Source organism: Micromonospora sp. WMMD1219 (assembly GCF_049315215.1).
Taxonomy (GTDB): Bacteria; Actinomycetota; Actinomycetes; order Mycobacteriales; family Micromonosporaceae; genus Micromonospora; species Micromonospora tulbaghiae.
Genome location: NZ_CP186057.1, coordinates 6847512 through 6866280, shown reverse-complemented (window position 1 = coordinate 6866280; position 18769 = coordinate 6847512). Strand labels below are relative to the sequence as shown.

Annotated in this window: 18 protein-coding genes and 1 pseudogene; 13 read left to right on the top strand and 6 right to left on the bottom strand. The window is 72.8% G+C overall.

The window, feature by feature from the left end:
- Window position 1: 1 nt before the first annotated feature.
- Together ACN27C_RS32050 and ACN27C_RS32045 are read left to right on the top strand one after the other, a co-directional pair.
- On the top strand, window positions 2-1336 hold the full coding sequence (locus ACN27C_RS32050) for an aminotransferase class I/II-fold pyridoxal phosphate-dependent enzyme (RefSeq protein ID WP_422750065.1): 1335 nt from the start codon (window positions 2-4) through the stop codon (window positions 1334-1336).
- A 50-nt stretch (window positions 1337-1386) separates the two neighbouring features.
- Window positions 1387-2085 carry a UdgX family uracil-DNA binding protein gene (locus tag ACN27C_RS32045; RefSeq protein WP_422750063.1) on the top strand — a complete coding sequence of 233 codons (699 nt, stop codon included), beginning with the start codon at window positions 1387-1389 and terminating at the stop codon, window positions 2083-2085.
- A 1-nt stretch (window position 2086) separates the two neighbouring features.
- Here ACN27C_RS32045 and ACN27C_RS32040 read toward each other — a convergent pair whose 3' ends face one another.
- Window positions 2087-2743 (bottom strand): 4a-hydroxytetrahydrobiopterin dehydratase, encoded by a 657-nt coding sequence (locus ACN27C_RS32040; protein ID WP_120571068.1) that lies wholly within the window; start codon window positions 2741-2743, stop codon window positions 2087-2089.
- A gap of 83 nt (window positions 2744-2826) precedes the next feature.
- Here ACN27C_RS32040 and ACN27C_RS32035 point away from each other — a divergent pair, with 83 nt between their 5' ends.
- The 8 genes and pseudogenes from ACN27C_RS32035 to rny all read left to right on the top strand — a co-directional run bounded on the left by ACN27C_RS32035 (window position 2827) and on the right by rny (window position 11566).
- Entirely contained in the window at window positions 2827-3357 is a 531-nt protein-coding gene (locus tag ACN27C_RS32035; RefSeq protein ID WP_422750061.1) for a hypothetical protein, read from the top strand.
- Between the two features lie 20 nt (window positions 3358-3377).
- On the top strand, window positions 3378-4520 hold the full coding sequence (locus ACN27C_RS32030) for an acyl-CoA dehydrogenase family protein (RefSeq protein WP_194802962.1): 1143 nt from the start codon (window positions 3378-3380) through the stop codon (window positions 4518-4520).
- Window positions 4521-4590: 70 nt separating this feature from the next.
- Window positions 4591-5903: pseudogene (locus ACN27C_RS32025) on the top strand (MFS transporter).
- On the top strand, window positions 5894-6094 hold the full coding sequence (locus ACN27C_RS32020) for a DUF3046 domain-containing protein (protein WP_120571064.1): 201 nt from the start codon (window positions 5894-5896) through the stop codon (window positions 6092-6094). The pseudogene ACN27C_RS32025 and the gene ACN27C_RS32020 overlap by 10 nt, the downstream one beginning before the upstream one ends.
- 185 nt (window positions 6095-6279) lie before the next feature.
- Window positions 6280-7329, top strand: a complete 1050-nt coding sequence (gene recA, locus ACN27C_RS32015; protein WP_073830227.1) for a recombinase RecA — start codon at window positions 6280-6282, stop codon at window positions 7327-7329.
- Window positions 7330-7340: 11 nt separating this feature from the next.
- Window positions 7341-8033 carry a regulatory protein RecX gene (locus tag ACN27C_RS32010; protein ID WP_422750058.1) on the top strand — a complete coding sequence of 231 codons (693 nt, stop codon included), beginning with the start codon at window positions 7341-7343 and terminating at the stop codon, window positions 8031-8033.
- 51 nt (window positions 8034-8084) lie between these two features.
- A complete protein-coding gene (locus tag ACN27C_RS32005; protein WP_422750056.1) occupies window positions 8085-8789 on the top strand; it encodes a 3-keto-5-aminohexanoate cleavage protein in 705 nt (234 codons plus the stop codon).
- Between the two features lie 1010 nt (window positions 8790-9799).
- Complete coding sequence (gene rny / locus ACN27C_RS32000) at window positions 9800-11566, top strand: ribonuclease Y (RefSeq protein ID WP_121685685.1); 1767 nt, start codon at window positions 9800-9802, stop codon at window positions 11564-11566.
- 75 nt (window positions 11567-11641) lie between these two features.
- On the opposite strand, the gene ACN27C_RS31995 is transcribed toward rny, so the two are convergent.
- The 4 genes from ACN27C_RS31995 to ACN27C_RS31980 form a co-directional block, all read right to left on the bottom strand.
- Window positions 11642-12517 (bottom strand): amino acid ABC transporter permease, encoded by an 876-nt coding sequence (locus ACN27C_RS31995; RefSeq protein WP_121685690.1) that lies wholly within the window; start codon window positions 12515-12517, stop codon window positions 11642-11644.
- Window positions 12514-13170: an amino acid ABC transporter permease gene (locus ACN27C_RS31990; protein ID WP_422750053.1), complete on the bottom strand. Its 657-nt coding sequence runs from the start codon at window positions 13168-13170 to the stop codon at window positions 12514-12516. Before ACN27C_RS31990 ends, ACN27C_RS31995 begins: the two co-directional genes overlap by 4 nt.
- Before the next feature lie 78 nt (window positions 13171-13248).
- A complete protein-coding gene (locus ACN27C_RS31985; protein WP_121685686.1) occupies window positions 13249-14184 on the bottom strand; it encodes a glutamate ABC transporter substrate-binding protein in 936 nt (311 codons plus the stop codon).
- A 50-nt stretch (window positions 14185-14234) separates the two neighbouring features.
- Window positions 14235-14990, bottom strand: coding sequence for an amino acid ABC transporter ATP-binding protein (locus tag ACN27C_RS31980; RefSeq protein WP_120571055.1), 756 nt, complete (start codon window positions 14988-14990; stop codon window positions 14235-14237).
- A 198-nt stretch (window positions 14991-15188) separates the two neighbouring features.
- Here ACN27C_RS31980 and selD point away from each other — a divergent pair, with 198 nt between their 5' ends.
- On the top strand, window positions 15189-16178 hold the full coding sequence (gene selD, locus ACN27C_RS31975; protein ID WP_422750050.1) for a selenide, water dikinase SelD: 990 nt from the start codon (window positions 15189-15191) through the stop codon (window positions 16176-16178).
- A gap of 213 nt (window positions 16179-16391) precedes the next feature.
- The gene (locus tag ACN27C_RS31970; RefSeq protein WP_018785973.1) at window positions 16392-16871 is read left to right on the top strand and encodes a hypothetical protein; all 480 of its coding nucleotides are present in this window, start codon (window positions 16392-16394) and stop codon (window positions 16869-16871) included.
- Between the two features lie 78 nt (window positions 16872-16949).
- On the opposite strand, the gene ACN27C_RS31965 is transcribed toward ACN27C_RS31970, so the two are convergent.
- Window positions 16950-17177, bottom strand: a complete 228-nt coding sequence (locus tag ACN27C_RS31965; protein ID WP_013284740.1) for a DUF2277 family protein — start codon at window positions 17175-17177, stop codon at window positions 16950-16952.
- Between the two features lie 52 nt (window positions 17178-17229).
- On the opposite strand from ACN27C_RS31965, the gene miaB reads away from it, so the two are divergent.
- On the top strand, window positions 17230-18729 hold the full coding sequence (miaB, locus tag ACN27C_RS31960; protein WP_422750047.1) for a tRNA (N6-isopentenyl adenosine(37)-C2)-methylthiotransferase MiaB: 1500 nt from the start codon (window positions 17230-17232) through the stop codon (window positions 18727-18729).
- Window positions 18730-18769 lie beyond the last annotated feature (40 nt).

Below are 18769 nucleotides of genomic sequence, written 5' to 3'. Positions count from 1 at the left end.
TGTGGCAGCACATTATCAGATCGTCGGTTCCACCTCAGCCGCGATTTCGGCAAGCGTCGAATCCGGCATCCGCACCGGTGACCTCGCTCCGGGCGACGCCCTGCCCGCCGTCCGGGCGCTCGCCGCCGACCTCGGCGTCAGCCCGGCCACCGTCGCGAAGGCGTACCAGGAACTGCGGCAACGCGGCCTGGTCGCGACCGCCGGCCGGCACGGCACCCGGGTCCGCCCCCGCCCGCCGGTCGCCGCCCGCCGCTCCGCGCTGCTGCCCCCGCCGCTGACCGGCGGCCGCGACCTCTCCGCCGGTCAGCCCGACCCCCGGCTGCTGCCCCCGCTGGGGCCGCACCTGGCCGCGCTCGCCGCCGAGATCGGACCCCCCGGCGGGTACGCGACCGACGCCGTGCTGCCCGACCTGGCCGCCCTGGCCCGGGACCGGCTCGCCGCGGACGGGGTGCCGGCCGCCGAGCTCACAGTCACCGGCGGCGCGCTCGACGGCATCGAACGGCTGCTCGCCGCCCACCTGCGCCCCGGTGACGCGGTGGCGGTCGAGGACCCGGGCTGGGCCAACCTGCTCGACCTGATCGCCGCGCTCGGTCTGCGTACCGTCGGGGTGCCGGTGGACGACGAGGGCCCCACCGTCGGCGGCGTCCGGGCGGCGCTGGCCGCCGGGGTCCGGGCGCTCGTGGTGACCAGCCGGGCGCAGAACCCGACCGGCGCCGCCGTCTCCGCCGGCCGGGCCGACGCGCTGCGGACGCTGCTCGCCGGCCGCGCCGACCTGCTGCTGATCGAGGACGACCACGCCGCCGAGCTGGCCCGCGTACCCCTGTGCCCGCTCGCCGGGGCGACCCCGGCGTGGGCCTTCGTCCGGTCGGTGAGCAAGCCCTACGGGCCCGACCTGCGGCTGGCGGTGCTGGCCGGCGACGAGGCCACAGTGGCCCGGGTCGCCGGGCGGGCGCGGGTCGGCGCCGGTTGGGTCTCCACGGTGCTGCAACGCCTGGTCCTGTCGCTCTGGCGCGACCCGGCCACCGCCGGGCTGGTGCGGGACGCGGCGGACAGCTACGACAGGCGGCGCGACGGGCTGGTGGCCGCGCTCGCCGCGCGCGGGGTGGCCGCGCACGGGCGTACCGGGATCAACGTGTGGGTGCCGGTGCCCGACGAGACGGTGGCGGTCACGACGCTGCGCGACGCGGGGTGGTCGCTCGCCCCCGGCGGCCTGTACCGGATCGCCGCCGCCCCCGCCGTGCGCGTCTCGGTGAGCGCGCTGGACGAGGCCGACATCCCCGCGCTCGCCGACGCGCTCGCCCGCGCCACCCGGCCCACCTCGACCTTCACCGCCTGATCGCGGCAAGCGCTCGCGTGGGCGCCGCCCGACGGGGTAGAACGGTCGGCATGGCCGAGACCGAGAGCGCCCCCGGAGCGCAGGAGTTCATCCCGCCGTCGGCGGACACCATCGCCGAACTGCGCGCCGCGGCGGGCGGCTGCCGGGGCTGCGAGCTGTACCGGGACGCCACCCAGACCGTCTTCGGCCGCGGCGACGAACACGCGCGCGTTGTCTTCGTCGGCGAGCAGCCGGGCGACATCGAGGACCAGAAGGGACTGCCGTTCGTCGGCCCGGCCGGGCGGCTGCTGCGCAAGGCCGTCGACGACGCGGCGCTCGACCCGGCCCAGATCTACCTGACGAACGCCGTGAAGCACTTCCGGTTCGAGCTGCGCGGCAAGCGGCGCATCCACCAGACCCCGGACCGGGTGCACGTCACCGCCTGCCGGCCGTGGCTGGTCGCCGAGTTCGCCCGGCTGCGCCCGGAGATCGTGGTGGTGCTCGGCGCGACAGCCGCCAAGGCGCTGCTCGGCCCGAGCTTCCGGGTGACGAAGCAGCGCGGTGAGCTGCTGCCGTGGCCGGCCGCCGCCCAGCACCCGGAGGACTTCGAGCGGGTGCCGGTGGACCGGACGGGCGCTGTGGCCGACGCCCCGGCGGCCCGGCTGCTCGCCACCATCCACCCGTCCGCGGTGCTGCGTGCCGACAACCAGGACGTCGCGTACGAGGGCCTGGTCGCCGACCTGAAGGTGGCCGCCAAGGCGCTGCGCTGACTCAGGAGCGCTGCTGCCAGGTGCAGAGGCAGACGCGGTTGCCGTCCGGGTCGGCGAGCACCCAGAAGCTCGGCGCCTCCGCGTCGCTGACCAGCGTGCCGCCGGCCGCCAGCGCCGCGGCGATGCGCGCGTCCACCTCGGCCGGGTCGACCCACACGTCCGGGTGCCACCGCTGCCGGGGCTCGTCCCGGCCGGAACGCTGGAACCAGACCGTCGGCAGCACGCCGTCCGGGTCGCGTACCTCGTCGTCGTCCGGGCCCCGGCCGTCCGGCGACCGCCAGGCCAGGACCGCCCGCCAGAACGGCAGCACCGCCGCGTGCTCCGGGGTGTCCAGCGCGAGTTCCAGGCGGGCGAGCCCGGCCGCCGACAGGGTCAGCCCGGCGTCGGCGGCCAGCGCCGAGATCGTCCGGGCCAGCCGCAGGTCACGCTGCGTCACGCCAGCCGCGTCGTGCGACCACAGCCGCACGTCGACGTGGGTGTAGCGCAGGTCCAGGTCCGGATGATGGTCGACCCGCTCGGCCTCCGCGCCCACCGCGGCCACCAACGCCAGTCCGGCTGCGAAATCGGGGGTACGGATGCGCGTCTGCAACGCCCCCAGCAGGTACGTCCACCCGTCCAGCCCGGCCTCGGCGACCTGTTTCCCCGTGAGTGTGCTCATCCGGCCATCCTGGTCTGTCCGCCGCCCGTCCGCCACCGTCCACAGAGGGCTCACGGATCGACACGCAGGGATACGATCCGGGCATGGCCGACTCCCGACCTCGTGTGTCACTGCTCCGGTTCGGCGCTCCCGGCCCGTACGTGGCCTCCATGCTGTTCGCCGGCCTCCTCTGGCTGCCCATCCGGCTCTGGGAGGAGTGGGACGGGTCCGCGCAGGTCGCGGTGGTCCGTGCCGGTCTGGGCGCGGTGATCTGGGGGTTCGCGTTCTTCTTCACGCTGAGCCGGTTCGGGAAGCCGCGCCCCGCCGAGGCGGACCGGGCCGCCGCCTGGGCGGTCACCGAGACCGCGCTGCGCCGGGGCGAGCCGCCCGCCGACGAGGTGGGGCGTGCGGCGGTGACGGACGACCTGTCCGCGGTACGCCGGGGAGCGCTGTTCGGGGCGGCCGGTGGCGTGGTGCTGCTCGGCCCGCTGATCGTGCTCGCCGTCCGCGCCGGGTGGGAACTCGCCGGGGTCGGGTTCGGGATCGTCCTGGTCGCGGTGCTGGCCGAAGCCGTGCGTACCGGCCGCCGGGAGCGCCGGCTGCGAGCGGCGCTCACCCCTGTCCAGGACGGGTGAGCGGTGCCAGACTGGCCGCCATGGAGCAGCATCTCTACGAGCCCGTCCACGACGAGTTCCGCGACCTGTGCCGCCGGTTCCTGACCCGGGAGGCGGTGCCGCACCACGAGCGCTGGGAGGCCGACGGGATCGTCGACCGGGAGGTGTGGCGGGCCGCCGGCGCCGCCGGGCTGCTCGGCCCGGACGTCGACCCCGAGTACGGCGGCGGCGGGCAGCGCGACTTCCGGTTCAACGCGGTGCTGGACGAGGAGATCGTCGCGTCCGGGTGCTCGGGCCTCGGGTTCGGGCTGCACAACGACGTGGTCGCGCCGTACCTGACCGAGCTGACCACCGACGACCAGCGCAAGCGGTGGCTGCCGGGCTTCTGCTCCGGCGACCTGGTCACCGCGATCGCGATGAGCGAGCCGGGCGCGGGCAGCGACCTGGCCGGCATCCGCACCGGCGCGGTGCGCGACGGCGACAGCCTGGTCCTCAACGGGCAGAAGACGTTCATCACCAACGGTGAGATGGCCGACCTGGTGGTCGTGGTGGTCAAGACCGCGCCGGACCAGGGCGCCCACGGGGTGAGCCTGGTCGTGGTGGAGAGCGGCACACCGGGCTTCAGCCGGGGCCGCCGGCTGGCCAAGGTCGGGTTGAAGGCCAACGACACCGCCGAGCTGTTCTTCGACGACTGCCGGGTGCCGGCGGAGAACCTGATCGGCACCGAGAACCACGGCTTCTACCACCTGATGGCCAACCTGCCCCGGGAGCGGTTGAGCATCGCCGTGGCAGCGGTGGCGGCCTGCGAGAAGCTGCTCGCGCTCACCATCGAGTACGCCCGCTCCCGCGAGGCGTTCGGGCGGCCGATCGGCCGGTTCCAGCACAACCGGTTCCTGCTGGCCGAGCTGGACACCGAGGTCACGATCGCGCGCACGTTCGTCAACCACTGCATCGCCGAGTTCAACGCGGGCCGCCTGTCGGTGACCGACGCGGCGAAGGCCAAGTGGTGGACCACCGAGCTGCAGACCAGGGTGGCCGACCGGTGCGTGCAGCTGCACGGCGGCTACGGCTTCATGGCGGAGTACCCGGTGGCGAAGGCGTGGCTGGACAGCCGGGTGCAGACCATCTACGGCGGCACCACCGAGATCATGAAGGAGATCATCGGCCGGGGCCTCGGCCTGTAGCGAAACCGGGTTGCCGGTCGGACGGACCGGCGGGGGAGGATGAGGGCATCCGTCCTCACCAGGAGCGCGCATGTCCACCGACCTGACCGCGCCGGCCCCGCCCCGGCCCGACGTCGCCGGCATCCAGCGGCGTACCGTCCGGCTGCTGTTCCTCACCCAGATCATCGGCGGCATCGGCGTCACCATCGGCATCTCGGTCGGCGCGCTGCTCGCCGCCCGGGTGGCCGGCACCGCCCTGGCCGGGCTGGCGCAGAGCGCCGGTGTGGTCGGCGCCGCGCTGCTCGCCATCCCCGTCACCCGGCTCATGGCCGCCCGTGGCCGCCGGCCGGGGCTGGTTCTCGCGTACGCGGTCGGCGCGGTCGGCGGCGTGCTGGTGGTGGTCGCCACCGTGACGCGCCTGGTGCCGCTGCTCTTCGTCGGCATGCTGCTGTTCGGCGGCGGCACGGCGGCCAACCTCCAGGCCCGCTACACGGCTGTGGACCTGGCCGAGCCGCAGCGCCGGGGGCGGCAGCTCTCGCTGGTGGTGTGGGCCACCACCATCGGCGCGGTGGCCGCGCCGAACTTCGCCGCGCTCGCCGACGAGACGACCCGGGGCTGGGGCCTGCCGGCGCTGGCCGGCCCGTTCGCCTTCAGCGCCGTCGCGTTCACGCTCACCGCCGTCGTACTCCTGGTCCTGCTGCGGCCGGACCCGCTGCTCACCGCGCGCCGGCTGACGGCGGCCGAGCCGGCGCCGGGCGCCGCACCGGCGGTCACCCGCCGCGGTGGCATGGTCGCCGCGTGGCGCACGGTACGCGGGCGGCCGGCCGCCCGCCTCGGCATCGCCGCGGTCGCGGTGGGGCACCTGGTGATGGTCGCGGTGATGTCGATGACCCCGGTGCACCTCGGCGAGTGGCACTCCGACGAGGACGTGCTGCCGGTGGTCGGCCTGGTGCTGAGCCTGCACATCGCCGGCATGTACGCGCTGTCGCCGGTGGTGGGGTGGCTCACCGACCGGGCCGGCCGGCGCCCGGTGATCCTCGGCGGGGTGGCGCTGCTGCTGGCCGCGTGCGCGGTGTCCGGCACCGCCGGGCACCACACGCCGCTGCTGTCGGTGGGGCTGACGCTGCTCGGGCTGGGCTGGTCGGGCACGATGGTGGCGGGCTCGACGCTGCTGTCGGAGTCGGTGCCCACCGCCGACCGGCCCGGCGTGCAGGGCCTGTCCGACCTGCTCATGGGGCTGGCCGGGGCGGGCGCGGCGGCGGCGAGCGGGTTCGTCATGCGAGCCGTGGGGTACCCGACGCTCACCCTGCTGTCGGCGATCGCGGTGGTGCCGCTGGTGGCGCTGGCGCTGCGCCGTACCGGCACTGCACCACTCGACGAGGAGGACTGAACACGTGCGGCTGACCGACTTCTGGACGCGGCTGGAGGAGGCGTTCGGCCCGGGGTACGCGGCCAGCATCGCCAGCGACCAGGTGCTGCCCCAGCTCGGCGGGCGGACCATCGAGCAGGCCCTCGCCGCCGGTGAGGAAACGCACGTGGTGTGGCGTGCCGTGGTCGCCGCATACCCGGACCGGGTGCCCGCCCGACTACGCTGAGCAGCCTTTTCGTCGATCCCGCGTGTCGCTTGCCCAGTCGTACACTTGTTCGGCTATTGTCCACAGCGGGGTGCTCGTCCACAGCTCACGGCCCGTCGGCTGGTTTTCTGTCGGACCCAGCGCCTAGCGTGTCCCGCGTGACGCGAAGCTCAGGAAAGACGCCGGCGAAGGCAGGGGTGGCAACGATGGCAGCAGGGCCTGACCGGGAGAAGGCGCTCGACCTTGCTCTCGCTCAGATCGACAAGCAGTTCGGCAAGGGTTCGGTGATGCGGCTGGGGGAGCGGCCCGTCGTGCAGACGGCTGTCATCCCGACCGGCTCCATCGCGCTCGACGTGGCGCTCGGTGTGGGCGGTCTGCCCCGCGGCCGCGTGGTCGAGATCTACGGTCCGGAGTCCAGCGGTAAGACCACCGTCGCCCTGCACGCGGTGGCGAACGCCCAGCGCGCCGGCGGCATCGCCGCGTTCATCGACGCCGAGCACGCGCTCGACCCGGAGTACGCGCGGGCCCTCGGCGTCGACACCGACGCCCTGCTGGTCTCCCAGCCGGACACCGGCGAGCAGGCGCTGGAGATCGCGGACATGCTGGTCCGCTCCGGCGCGATCGACATCATCGTGATCGACTCGGTGGCGGCCCTGGTGCCGCGCGCCGAGATCGAGGGCGAGATGGGCGACAGCCACGTCGGCCTCCAGGCCCGGCTGATGAGCCAGGCGCTGCGGAAGATCACCGGTGTGCTCAACAACACCGGCACCACCGCGATCTTCATCAACCAGCTCCGCGAGAAGATCGGCGTGATGTTCGGCAGCCCGGAGACCACCACCGGTGGCCGTGCGCTGAAGTTCTACGCCTCGGTCCGGCTCGACGTGCGCCGCATCGAGAGCCTCAAGGACGGCACCGACGTGGTCGGTAACCGCACCCGGGTCAAGGTCGTGAAGAACAAGGTCGCCGCGCCGTTCAAGCAGGCCGAGTTCGACATCATGTACGGCAAGGGCATCTCCCGCGAGGGCTCGCTGATCGACGTCGGCGTGGAGCAGGCGATCATCCGCAAGTCCGGCGCCTGGTACACCTACGACGGTGACCAGCTCGGCCAGGGCAAGGAGAAGGCCCGCGAGTTCCTCCGCGAGAACCCGGACGTGGCGGCCGAGATCGAGAAGAAGATCCTGGAGAAGCTCGGCGTCGGCACCGGCGGTGCCGGTGACGCCACCGGCGGCCCGGAGCTGCCGCCGGTCGACTTCTGATCCGCTGACCCGTGGCAGGACGACGCGCCCGTACGGGCCGGGGCTGGGATGCCGGCCCACCCCGTACGGGCGACGCCACAGGTACGCCCCGGCCTCGCCGGGGACGCCGTGATCGCGCGGCGGAGCCCGATGCAGGGGAGGCTCCGGCTCCGCCGCGCGACGAGGCCGAGGTGGCCCGGGAGATCTGCCTGCGGCAGCTCGCGGTGCGCCCGCGTACCCGGGCCGAGCTGGCCGGTGCGCTGGCCCGCCGCGGCATCTCCGAGGAGGTCGCCGAGCAGGTCCTCGACCGGTACGACGAGGTCGGCATCGTCGACGACGCCGCCTTCGCACGTGCCTGGGTGAGCAGCCGGCACAACGGCCGCGGGCTGGCCCGCCGGGCGCTCGCCAACGAGCTGCGCCAGCGCGGCGTCGACGGCGAGGTGGCCGGCGCGGCCCTGGACGGGCTGGACGAGGAGACCGAGGCGCAGACCGCCCGCGCCCTGGTGGAGCGCAAACTGCGCAGCACCCGGGGCGAGCCCGACGCGGTGTTCCGGCGCCTGGTCGGCATGCTGGCGCGCAAGGGCTACCCGGCCGGGGTGGCGATCCGGGCGGTGAAGGACGCGCTGGCCGCGCAGAGCGCCGAGGCGGCCGAGTTCGCCGAGCACATCGACGCCGACGCGATGGCCGACGCCGAGCAGGATCTCGACTCCCGCCGGCTCGACTGACCGACCGGCCGCCCTCTGTTGCGGCCGCCGACCCAGGAGAGGCGCACACCGGTGCTGAAGGCGTGTCTCAACGGCACACGACGGCGGGACGAGCACCCCGCCGTGCCGCTCACTCCGGCCGAACTGGCCGCCGACGCGGTGCGCTGCGCGACCGCCGGGGTGGCGGCGGTGCACGTGCACCCGCGCGACGACAGCGGCGCCGAGTCGCTCGACCCGGCGGTGATCGCCGCTGCGGTCACCGCCATCCGTGACGCCCGTCCCGGCCTGCCGGTCGGCGTGAGCACCGGCGCCTGGATCGTCCCCGACCCGGCCGAGCGGGTCGCCGCCGTCCGCGCCTGGACGGTGCTGCCCGACTTCGCCTCGGTCAACGCCCACGAGCCCGGAGCGGCCGAGGTCGCCGCCGCCCTGCACGAGCGCGGCGTGATGGTCGAGGCCGGTCTGTGGACCCCGGCGGCGGTCGACGCCTGGCGCCGCTGGTCCACGCCCACCGGACGGATCCTCGTCGAGTGCATGGCCGAGCAGGTCGAGACGGCGCTCGCCGACGCGGCGGCGATCCTCGGCGCGCTGCCCGGCGAGCACCCGCCGGTGCTGCTGCACGGCGAGGGCCCGGCCACCTGGCCGGTGTACGCCGAGGCGGTCCGGCGTGGCCTGCACACCCGCATCGGCCTGGAGGACACGCTGCTGCTACCCGACGGCACCGAGGCCCCCGACAACGCCACCTTGGTAACCACAGCCCGAGCCACCGCCGCTCCCTGACCCACCCCACCCGCCCCACCCGCCCCGCCGACCCACCCGCCCCGCCCCGACCCCGCCCGCCCCAGCCCTGTTGATCATGAAGTTGACGGCACTTCCCGTCCGTTTTGTCCAGGCCAACTTCATGATCGAGCCCGTCAACCTCATGATCGTGCGGGGAGGGGTGGGGAGAGGGCCGTCGCGCCTCCCTCGGCCGGCGTGCTGACGACGGCCCGGTCGGCCCGGCGCGGTGATCAAGGAGTTTGTGTCACCGGAGGGGCCGTGGGGCGACGTCAACTCCTTGATCGTGTGGGCGGGTGGCGGGCGGCGTCGATGGGGCAGAGGGCCTGAGCAGGTCGGGAGCGGCGAGCAGTGGCGCTGAGGGGCGGGGTTTGTCCGGGCCTGTCCGGCATCTGATCACCGCTGAGTGACGCTGCAACTTCTCTCCGTCCGGGTGGTTTGATCATGACTCCTTGACCGAACGGCCCCTCGCGACCTAGCCTCGCCATACAGGCTCACTTTGCCCGACCAGCGCAGGCTAAGCGCACAACATAGATCTCGTAACAGAACAGCATCACTTTGGCCAGCTACACCGGCCCTTGACGGGCGCTCCGGAGACCCCGGAGCCTCCGACAACTGCAACCGGCCCGCCAGCGGTGCCCCACAGGGGACACCGCCGACGGAAAGCTGCCCACAGCCAGCCGCTCCGGTCGGGCGTCCAGAGCCGCAGGCGCGTGTCCTTCGCGCGTGTCCTGCGGCGCCGACGTTCAGGGGGAGGCGGCCATGGCAGGGCGGCACAGGTTCACCGGCGGTCTGCCACACGGCCCCGATCCCTCCCCGGAGGGTGACAGCCCGGCCACCGAGCCCCGCCGGGCCGGCAACGCCGGCCGGACCACCGGCGCAGGGTGGACCGGCAACGCCGGCCGAGCGACCGGGGCAGGGCGGTACGGGGACCCCGGCCGGACCACCGGAGCAGGGCACGACACCGGAGCCCGGCGGGCGAGCGCGTCCGCGTACCGGTGCGGAGCGGCTCGATGAGCGCCTTCGACGTCGTCCTCCTTCTGGTCGTGCTGCTGCTGGTCGTGGTGGTGGTCGGCGCCGTGCTGTTCGGCGTGCGGACCCTCAAGCGGCTCAGCCTGGCGCCCGCACCGGAGGACCCGGCCTTCATCGCGGAGAAGGACCGGCAGGAGCAGTCCCTCGCGGCGTTGCGGACGGCCGCCGACGAGGTGAACAGCACCATCGACGTGGCCAAGTCCGCCGCCGCGGCGGCGCGGGCCGAGGCGGCTGCCGCCAAGGCGGAGGCGAAGGCGGCCCGGGCCGAGGCGCGGCGGGTGCTCGACGACGCCCGCGCCGAGGCGGACACGGTGCTGGAGCGCGCGCACAAGCAGGCCGAGGCGGACGCCGAGCAGTTGCGCGCCACCGCCCGGCGCAGCGGCGAGCGTGAGGTGGCGGTGCTGGCCGCCACCACGCGGGAGCAGGCCGCCGAGGTGGAACGCCGGGCCGCCCGGATGGACGAGCGGGAGCGGCTGCACACCGAGGAGGTGGAGCGGCTGGCCGAGCGGGAACGGCAGCTCACCGCCGCCACGGCGGCGCTCGCCGCCCGGGAGGCCGCCCTGGCCGAGCGCGAGCGGGCGCTGACCGAGGTGGAGGAGCAGCGCCGCCGGGAGCTGGAGCGGGTTGCCGGCCTGACCGCCGACGCGGCCCGCGCCGAGCTGGTCGACTCGATCGAGGGGCAGGCGAAGCGGGAGGCCGCGCTGCTGGTCCGGGAGATCGAGGCGGACGCCCGGGGCAGCGCCGAGCAGCGCGCCCGCAACATCGTCGTGGACGCCATCCAGCGGGTGGCAAGCGAGCAGACCGCGGAGAGCGTGGTCAGCGTGCTGCACCTGCCCGGCGACGAGATGAAGGGGCGCATCATCGGCCGGGAGGGGCGCAACATCCGCGCCTTCGAGTCGGTCACCGGCGTCAACCTGATCATCGACGACACCCCCGAGGCGGTGCTGCTGTCGTGCTTCGACCCGGTACGCCGGGAGGTCGGCCGGGTCACGCTGGAGAAGCTGGTGCTCGACGGCCGGATCCACCCGCACCGGATCGAGGAGGTCTACGACCTGGCCCGGCAGGAGGTGGAGGAGCTGTGCCTCCGGGCCGCCGAGGACGCGCTGGTCGAGGTCGGCATCACCGAGATCCACCCGGAGCTGGTCACGCTGCTGGGCCGGTTGCGCTACCGGACGTCGTACGGGCAGAACGTGCTGAAGCACCTGGTGGAGACCGCGCACATCGCCGGGGTGATGGCCGCCGAGCTGCGGCTGGACGTGCCGACGATCAAGCGGTGCGCGTTCCTGCACGACATCGGCAAGGCGCTCACCCACGAGGTGGAGGGCAGTCACGCGATCATCGGTGCGGACGTGGCCCGCAAGTACGGCGAGAGCGAGGACGTGGTGCACGCCATCGAGGCGCACCACAACGAGGTGCCGCCGCAGACCATCGAGGCCGTGCTCACCCAGGCGTCGGACGCCTGCTCGGGCGGGCGGCCGGGCGCGCGGCGGGAGAGCCTTGAGGCGTACGTCAAGCGGCTGGAGCGGATCGAGGAGATCGCGGCCGGCAAGCTGGGCGTGGAGAAGGTCTTCGCCATGCAGGCGGGCCGGGAGATCCGGGTGATGGTCAAGCCGGACGACGTGGACGACATCGGCGCGGCGGTGCTGGCCCGGGACGTGGCCAAGCAGATCGAGGAGGAGCTGACCTATCCGGGTCAGATCCGGGTGACAGTGGTGCGCGAGTCCCGGGTCACCGAGATCGCCCGCTGAGCTGCGGCTGGACGGAGAACGGGCGGGTGGGGAGAATCCCACCCGCCCGTTCCGTGTCCGTCGGACGACGTCAGCTCACAGCGGCGTGGCGCCGGTGCCACCGTCGGTCTGCGTGGCCGCCACCGGCTTGGCCGCGGTGCGCGGCAGCCGGGTCAGCCGCTTCTGCAGCCACCAGGCCAGCACCGACAGCAGGCCGCAGATGGCGATGTAGATGGCCGCGACGATCAGGTACGTCGGCACGTACGGCAGGCCGAACGCCAGCCGGCCGCCGATCTGCTTGCCCACGAACAGCAGCTCCGGGTACGTGATGATGAAGCCGAGTGCGGTGTCCTTGAGCAGCACGACGAGCTGGCTCACGATCGCCGGGAGCATCGACCGGAACGCCTGCGGCAGCAGGATCAGCCGTAGCACCTGGTTCTTGCGCATGCCGATCGCGTACGCGCCCTCGGACTGCCCGTACGGCACGGCGTTGATGCCGGCGCGGAAGATCTCCGCCAGCACCGAGCCGTTGTAGAGCGTCAACCCGATGACCAGCGCCCAGAACTTGTCGATCGGCCAGCCGTACTGCAGCGGCACGTAGTAGCCGAAGAAGATCAGGATCAGCAGCGGGATGGCCCGGAACAGCTCCACCACGAACGTGGCGGGCGCCCGGAAGAACACCTTGTCGCTGAGCCGGGCGCTGGCGAAGAACGCGCCGAACAGCAGTGCCAGCACGGTGGCGACGGCGGCGACCTTCAGCGTGGCCCAGAGGCCGTTCAGCAGCTCCCGCTGCACGGCCGCGTACTGGAACTGTTCCCACTTGCGGGCCTCGAACTGGCCGGTCTGGTCGAACTTGTAGACCACGAACGCGATCAGCGCGACGATCGCCGCGATCGAGACGATGCCGAGGATCCGGTTGCGCCTGCGGGCCTTCGGGCCGGGGATGTCGTAGAGGACGCTGCTGCTGCTCACCGGGCCACCGCCCACTTGCGCTCGAGGATCCGCTGGAGCACCACCAGCGGGATGATCAGGATCAGGAAGCCGATCACGATCCAGGTGAGCACGATGAACTGCGGCTCACCCCGTTCCGACATGTACGCCGGGATGGCGCCGGCCTCCAGCACCGAGAAGCCGGCGGCGATCGTGGTGTTCTTCAGCATGGCGATGAGCACGCTCATCATGGGCGGGACCATGGCCCGCAGCGCCTGCGGCAGCACGATCAGCGTCAGCACCTGGGCGAATGTCATGCCCAGCGCGCGGGCCGCCTCGGCCTGCCCGGTGGCTACCGTGTTCACGCCGGAGCGGACCACCTCGCAGATGAACGCCGAGGTGTACGCGATCAGCGCGATGCAGGCGCTGTTGAAGTAGTCGATGTTGACGTCCAGCTTCGGCACCGCGAAGACGAGGAACGCGAACACCAGCGTCAGGGGAGTGTTGCGCACCAGGTTGACGTAGGCGGCGCCGAACGCCCGCAGCGCGGGGACGGGGGACACCCGCATCGCGCCGAGCAGCATGCCGAGGACGAGACTGCCGACGCCGGCGATCAGGAACAACTTGACGGTGTTGTAGAACCCCTCGCGGAACAGGCTCGCGTTGTCCGTCAGGACGCGGAAGAACTCGCCCATACCTCGCTCTCACTCTCTCCAGACGGGACCGGGCGGGGAGGAGGACCTCCCCGCCCGGTCCGACGTCGGTGCGGACCGTCAGTACCGCTCGAGCTGCGGCGCAGTGGCCGGCGAGCCGGACTTGCCGAGCGTGCCGTCGTAGATCTTCTTCCAGGTGCCGTCGGTGAACGCCGCCTCGATCTGGTCGTTCACGTAGTCACGCAGCGCCTTGTCGTCCTTGGGCAGGCCGATGCCGTACTTCTCGGTGCTGAACGGCTGGCCGACGACCTTGAGCTCGTCCGGGTTCTGCGCGGCGTAGCCCTTGAGGATGGCGTCGTCGGTGGTCACCGCGTCGACCTTCTTGTCGAGCAGCTGCGAGACGCACTCGGAGTAGGTCTTGAACTCGACGATGTTCTCGCCCTCGGTCAGGCCCTCGTCGCGGATCTTCTGGATCGGCGTGGAGCCGGTGGCCGAGCAGACCTTCTTGCCCTTGAGCGTGTCCTTGCCGGTGATCGACGACTCGTCCTTGCGGACCAGCAGGTCCTGGCCGGCGACAAAGTACGGGCCGGCGAAGGAGACGTCGTTCTTGCGCTTGTCGGTGATCGAGTAGGTGCCGACGTAGTAGTCGATCTCGCCACCCTTGATCGCGGTCTCCCGGTTGGCGGAGGCGATCTCCTTGTACTCGATCTTCGCCGGGTCGACGCCGAGGGTGCTGGCGACGTACTGGGCGATCTCGATGTCGAAGCCGCAGCGCTTGCCCTGGGCGTCCTTGTAGCCGAGGTTCGGCTGGTCGAACTTGACGCCGATGACGACCTTGCCGGCCGACTTGATCTTCTCGAAGGCCGGGCTGCCGGCGACGTTGGCGTCCGTCTTGGGGGTGAAGGTCACGCCCGAGCTGCTGCAGCTGTCGCCCTGGGCTCCACCGCTGGCGTTGCCGCCGCCGCTGGGAGCGGGGTCCCCCTCCTTGCCACAGGCGGCCGCGGACAGGGCGAGCGAGGCCATCATGGCCACCGCCGCCACGCGCTTGTAACGCATAATCATCTCCTTCTTCGACGGAGTCGACGGGACGACTCCACTACGGACGCTCAGTGGGTGAGGATCTTGGAGAGGAAGTCCTTGGCCCGCTCGCTGCGCGGGTTCGCGAAGAACTCGGCCGGCGGCGCGTCCTCGACCAGCTTGCCGTCGGCCATGAAGATGACCCGGTTGGCCGCGTGCCGGGCGAAGCCCATCTCGTGGGTCACCACGACCATGGTCATGCCGTCGCGGGCCAGCGACGTCATCACGTCCAGCACCTCGCCGACCATCTCCGGGTCCAGCGCGCTCGTCGGCTCGTCGAACAGCATCGCCTTGGGCTGCATGGCCAGCGCGCGGGCGATCGCCGCCCGCTGCTGCTGACCGCCGGAGAGCTGCGCCGGGTACTTGTCCGCCTGGTTGGCGATGCCGACGCGGTCCAGCAGGGCCAGGCCGCGCTCACGGGCGGCGGCCGGCTTCTCCTTGCGGACCTTGACCGGCCCCAGCGCGACGTTCTCCAGGATGGTCTTGTGCGCGAAGAGGTTGAACGACTGGAACACCATGCCGACCTCGCTGCGCAGCTTGGCCAGGGGCTTGCCCTCGGCCGGAAGCGGCTGCCCGTCGAAGGTGATGGTGCCGGAGTCGATCGGCTCCAGCCGGTTGATCGTGCGGCAGAGCGTCGACTTGCCGGAGCCGGACGGGCCGATCACCACGACCACCTCGCCCCGGTCGACGGAGAGGGACACGTCGTCGAGCACGTGCAGCGGCCCGAACCACTTGTTGACCCCGTCGAGCACGATCAGCGGGTCGCCCGTCGTCACGTCGTCCACCGTCCCTGTCGTCCATGGCGGAATTCGGGGGTCGGTCGACCCCCGGTTGGGCAACTGTAGGCGGGGTGATGTGGCAGAACGCAACTCAGATGGTCACGGAGCGGTAACACCGGTCACGGGCGTACCGGCCCGTCCGAATTTCGTCACCCGAGGGTGGGCCGAGTGGCGCCGTCGCCGCAGGCCCGAGATCATGAGGGGATGACCGACGCGATCCGGCTGACCGACTACGCCCGCGGTGGCGGTTGCGCCTGCAAGATCCCACCCGGCGAGCTGGAGGCGATGGTCGCCGGTCTCGGCGCCACCGGAGGCTCGGCCGACCTGCTGGTCGGCCTGGAGAACGGCGACGACGCCGCGGTGGTCCGGCTGGACGAGCGTACGGGCCTGGTGAGCACCGCCGACTTCTTCACCCCGGTGGTCGACGACGCCTACGACTGGGGGCGCATCGCCGCCGCCAACGCTCTCTCCGACGTGTACGCGATGGGCGGCACCCCGCTCGTCGCGCTGAACCTGCTCTGCTGGCCGCGCGGGGTGCTGCCGCCGGAGATGGCCCGCGAGGTGCTGCGCGGCGGTCTGGACGTGGCCCGGGAGGCGGACTGCCACCTGGCCGGCGGGCACAGCGTGGACGACGACGGCCCGAAGTACGGCCTGGCGGTCACCGGCGTGGTCCGGCCGGAGGAGCTGATCACGCTCGACGCCGGGCGGGCCGGGCTGCCGCTGTCGCTGACCAAGCCGCTCGGGGTGGGCGTGCTCAACACCCGGCACAAGCAGACCGGGCAGCGCTTCCCGGAGGCGGTCGAGTCGATGGCCCGGCTCAACCGGGACGCGGCCCGCGCGGCGGTGGCCGCGAGCATCCGCTGCGGGACCGACGTGACCGGCTTCGGCCTGCTCGGGCACGCCTCGAAGCTGGCCCGCGCGAGCCGCCTGACGGTGGCGATCGACGCGGCGGCGGTGCCGTACCTGCCGGGTGCGCGGGAGGCGTTGCGCGACGGGTACGTCAGCGGCGGCACCCGGCGCAACCTGGAGTGGGTCATGCCGTGGACCGACTTCGGCGGTGCGGACGAGGGAGAGCGGCTGCTCCTCGCCGACGCGCAGACCTCCGGTGGCCTGCTGGTCGCCGGTGAGGTGCCGGGCGGCACGGTGATCGGTGAGCTGCTGCCTGCTTCGGAGCATCTGATCCGGGTGCGCTGAGCCTCGATTGCCGCGGCGCGGCCGGCCGTCGCCGCGGCACCGTACCCGATAAACTGTCATCTTCCAGCTACTCTGGGCAACGTCGCCCGAGGGAATTTTGCCCGGAATGGTCACAGACCGGTAACTTGCGCCCGGCTGAGGTCAAATGCACCCCACCATCGTCATTAAGGCCCGATCCGGAGGCCGGTGGAACGAGCGCAGCGAGGAGGCGGCATGACCGAGCTGTGGAACTGGAGAATCGACGGCGGCGAGCCGGTGGAGGTCTACCCGGCACTGGCCGAGGCGCTCGGCCGGGTGGTGATGCCCATGGCCGTCGCCGACCCGATGCGGCTCCCCGCGTACGCGGTGGTCTGCGACGTGTGGGAGGCACCCGGGCTGTACGGCACGGTGGTCGACTGTTACGGCGTGCCCGAGAGCCTGACCGAGCTGCCCGCGATCGCGGCGCTGGCCCGGCTGCTGGGCCGCAACTGCCTGACGCGTGACGACACGCTCGACGCCGGCCGGCACCTGCTGGTCGCGCCGGACGGCACGATCCGGCCGGTGCACTTCGACGTGGCCGACACCGACGACGGTGAGGTGCTCAGCCACCACCGGCTCTGCACTGTCGCCGACGCGCGCTGCCGGGGCTGGTCGCAGTGCCACCGCTCCCGGTGGGCCCCCGACACGGTCGCCCCGGCGCTCGCCGCCGCCTGAGCGCGGACGCCGGCGGGCACCCCTGAGCGGTGCTCGCCGCCGTGTCCCCGCCGGCGGCGAGCGGTGGCGGCCCCGGGCTCAGCCCCGGGCCGCCGGCTGCTGCCCCCGCACCACGAGCTGGTCGAGCAGCGTCGCGGTGGCGGCGGCCACGGCGTCCACCGCGGCGTCGAACGCGGCGGCGTTGTGGGCGGCGGGGGTACGGAATCCGGAGATCTTCCGGACGTACTGCAACGCGGCGGCGCGGATGTCCTCCTCGGTCACCACCGGGACGTACGGCTCACGCAGGGTCTTGATGCTCCGGCACACGGCTCCTCCTCGTTCGATCCGATCGGCTCCACCCGGATACGCTGTCCGGGTCATGACTACCGCAGCCGCGGGCAGCCCGCGCACCTACCAGGTGCGTACGTACGGCTGCCAGATGAACGTGCACGACTCCGAGCGCATCTCCGGCCTCCTCGAGGATGCCGGGTACGTGCGCGCCGCGGAGGCCGACGAGCAGCCCGACGTGGTGGTGTTCAACACCTGCGCGGTCCGGGAGAACGCCGACAACCGCCTCTACGGCAACCTGGGTCATCTGCGCCCCGTGAAGGCGAAGCACCCCGGGATGCAGATCGCTGTCGGCGGCTGCCTGGCCCAGAAGGACCGGGGCGACATCGTCCGCAAGGCGCCCTGGGTGGACGTCGTCTTCGGCACGCACAACATCGGCTCGTTGCCGGCGATGCTGGACCGCGCGCGGCACAACGCCGCGGCCGAGGTCGAGATCCTGGAGTCGCTGGAGGTCTTCCCCTCCACGCTGCCGACCCGGCGCGAGTCGACGTACGCCGGGTGGGTCTCGATCTCCGTCGGCTGCAACAACACGTGCACGTTCTGCATCGTGCCCTCCCTGCGCGGCAAGGAGAAGGACCGCCGCCCCGGCGACATCCTCTCCGAGGTGCGCGCGCTGGTCGACTCCGGCGTGCTGGAGGTGACGCTGCTCGGGCAGAACGTCAACTCCTACGGCGTCGAGTTCGGCGACCGGTACGCCTTCGGCAAGCTGCTGCGCGCCTGCGGCGACATCGACGGGCTGGAGCGGGTGCGGTTCACCAGCCCGCACCCGAAGGACTTCACCGACGACGTGATCGCCGCGATGGCCGAGACGCCCAACGTCTGCCACTCGCTGCACATGCCGTTGCAGTCCGGCTCGGACGACGTGCTGCGGGCGATGCGCCGCTCGTACCGGTCGGAGCGTTACCTGGGGATCATCTCCAAGGTCCGGGCGGCGATGCCGGACGCGGCGATCACCACCGACATCATCGTCGGCTTCCCGGGGGAGACCGAGGCCGACTTCGCCCGCACGCTCGACGTGGTGCGGGAGGCGCGGTTCTCGTCGGCGTTCACGTTCCAGTACTCCAAGCGCCCCGGCACCCCGGCCGCGACCATGGATGGCCAGCTGCCCAAGCAGGTCGTGCAGGAGCGCTACGAGCGGCTGATCGCCTGCGTCGAGGAGATCACCTGGGCGGAGAACAAGAAGCTGGTCGGCGAGACCGTCGAGGTGCTGGTGGCGGTCGGCGAGGGCCGCAAGGACGAGCGCACCGGCCGGATGTCCGGCCGGGCCCGCGACGGCCGGCTCGTGCACTTCGCCACCGGTGAGCTGGCCGGGCGGATCCGCCCCGGCGACATCGTGCACACAGTCGTCACGTACGCCGCCCCGCACCACCTGAACGCCGACGGCGCGCCGCTGGCGCACCGGCGCACCCGGGCCGGGGACGCGGCCGAGGCGGGGCAGGTTCCGCGTACCCCCGGGGTGCTGCTCGGACTGCCGACGGTCGGCGCGCCGGCCGCGGCGCCCGCCCCCGTCGGCGGCTGCGCCGCGCACTGAGCCGAGCGTGACGGCGGGGGCCGAGCGGGGCCCCCGCCGT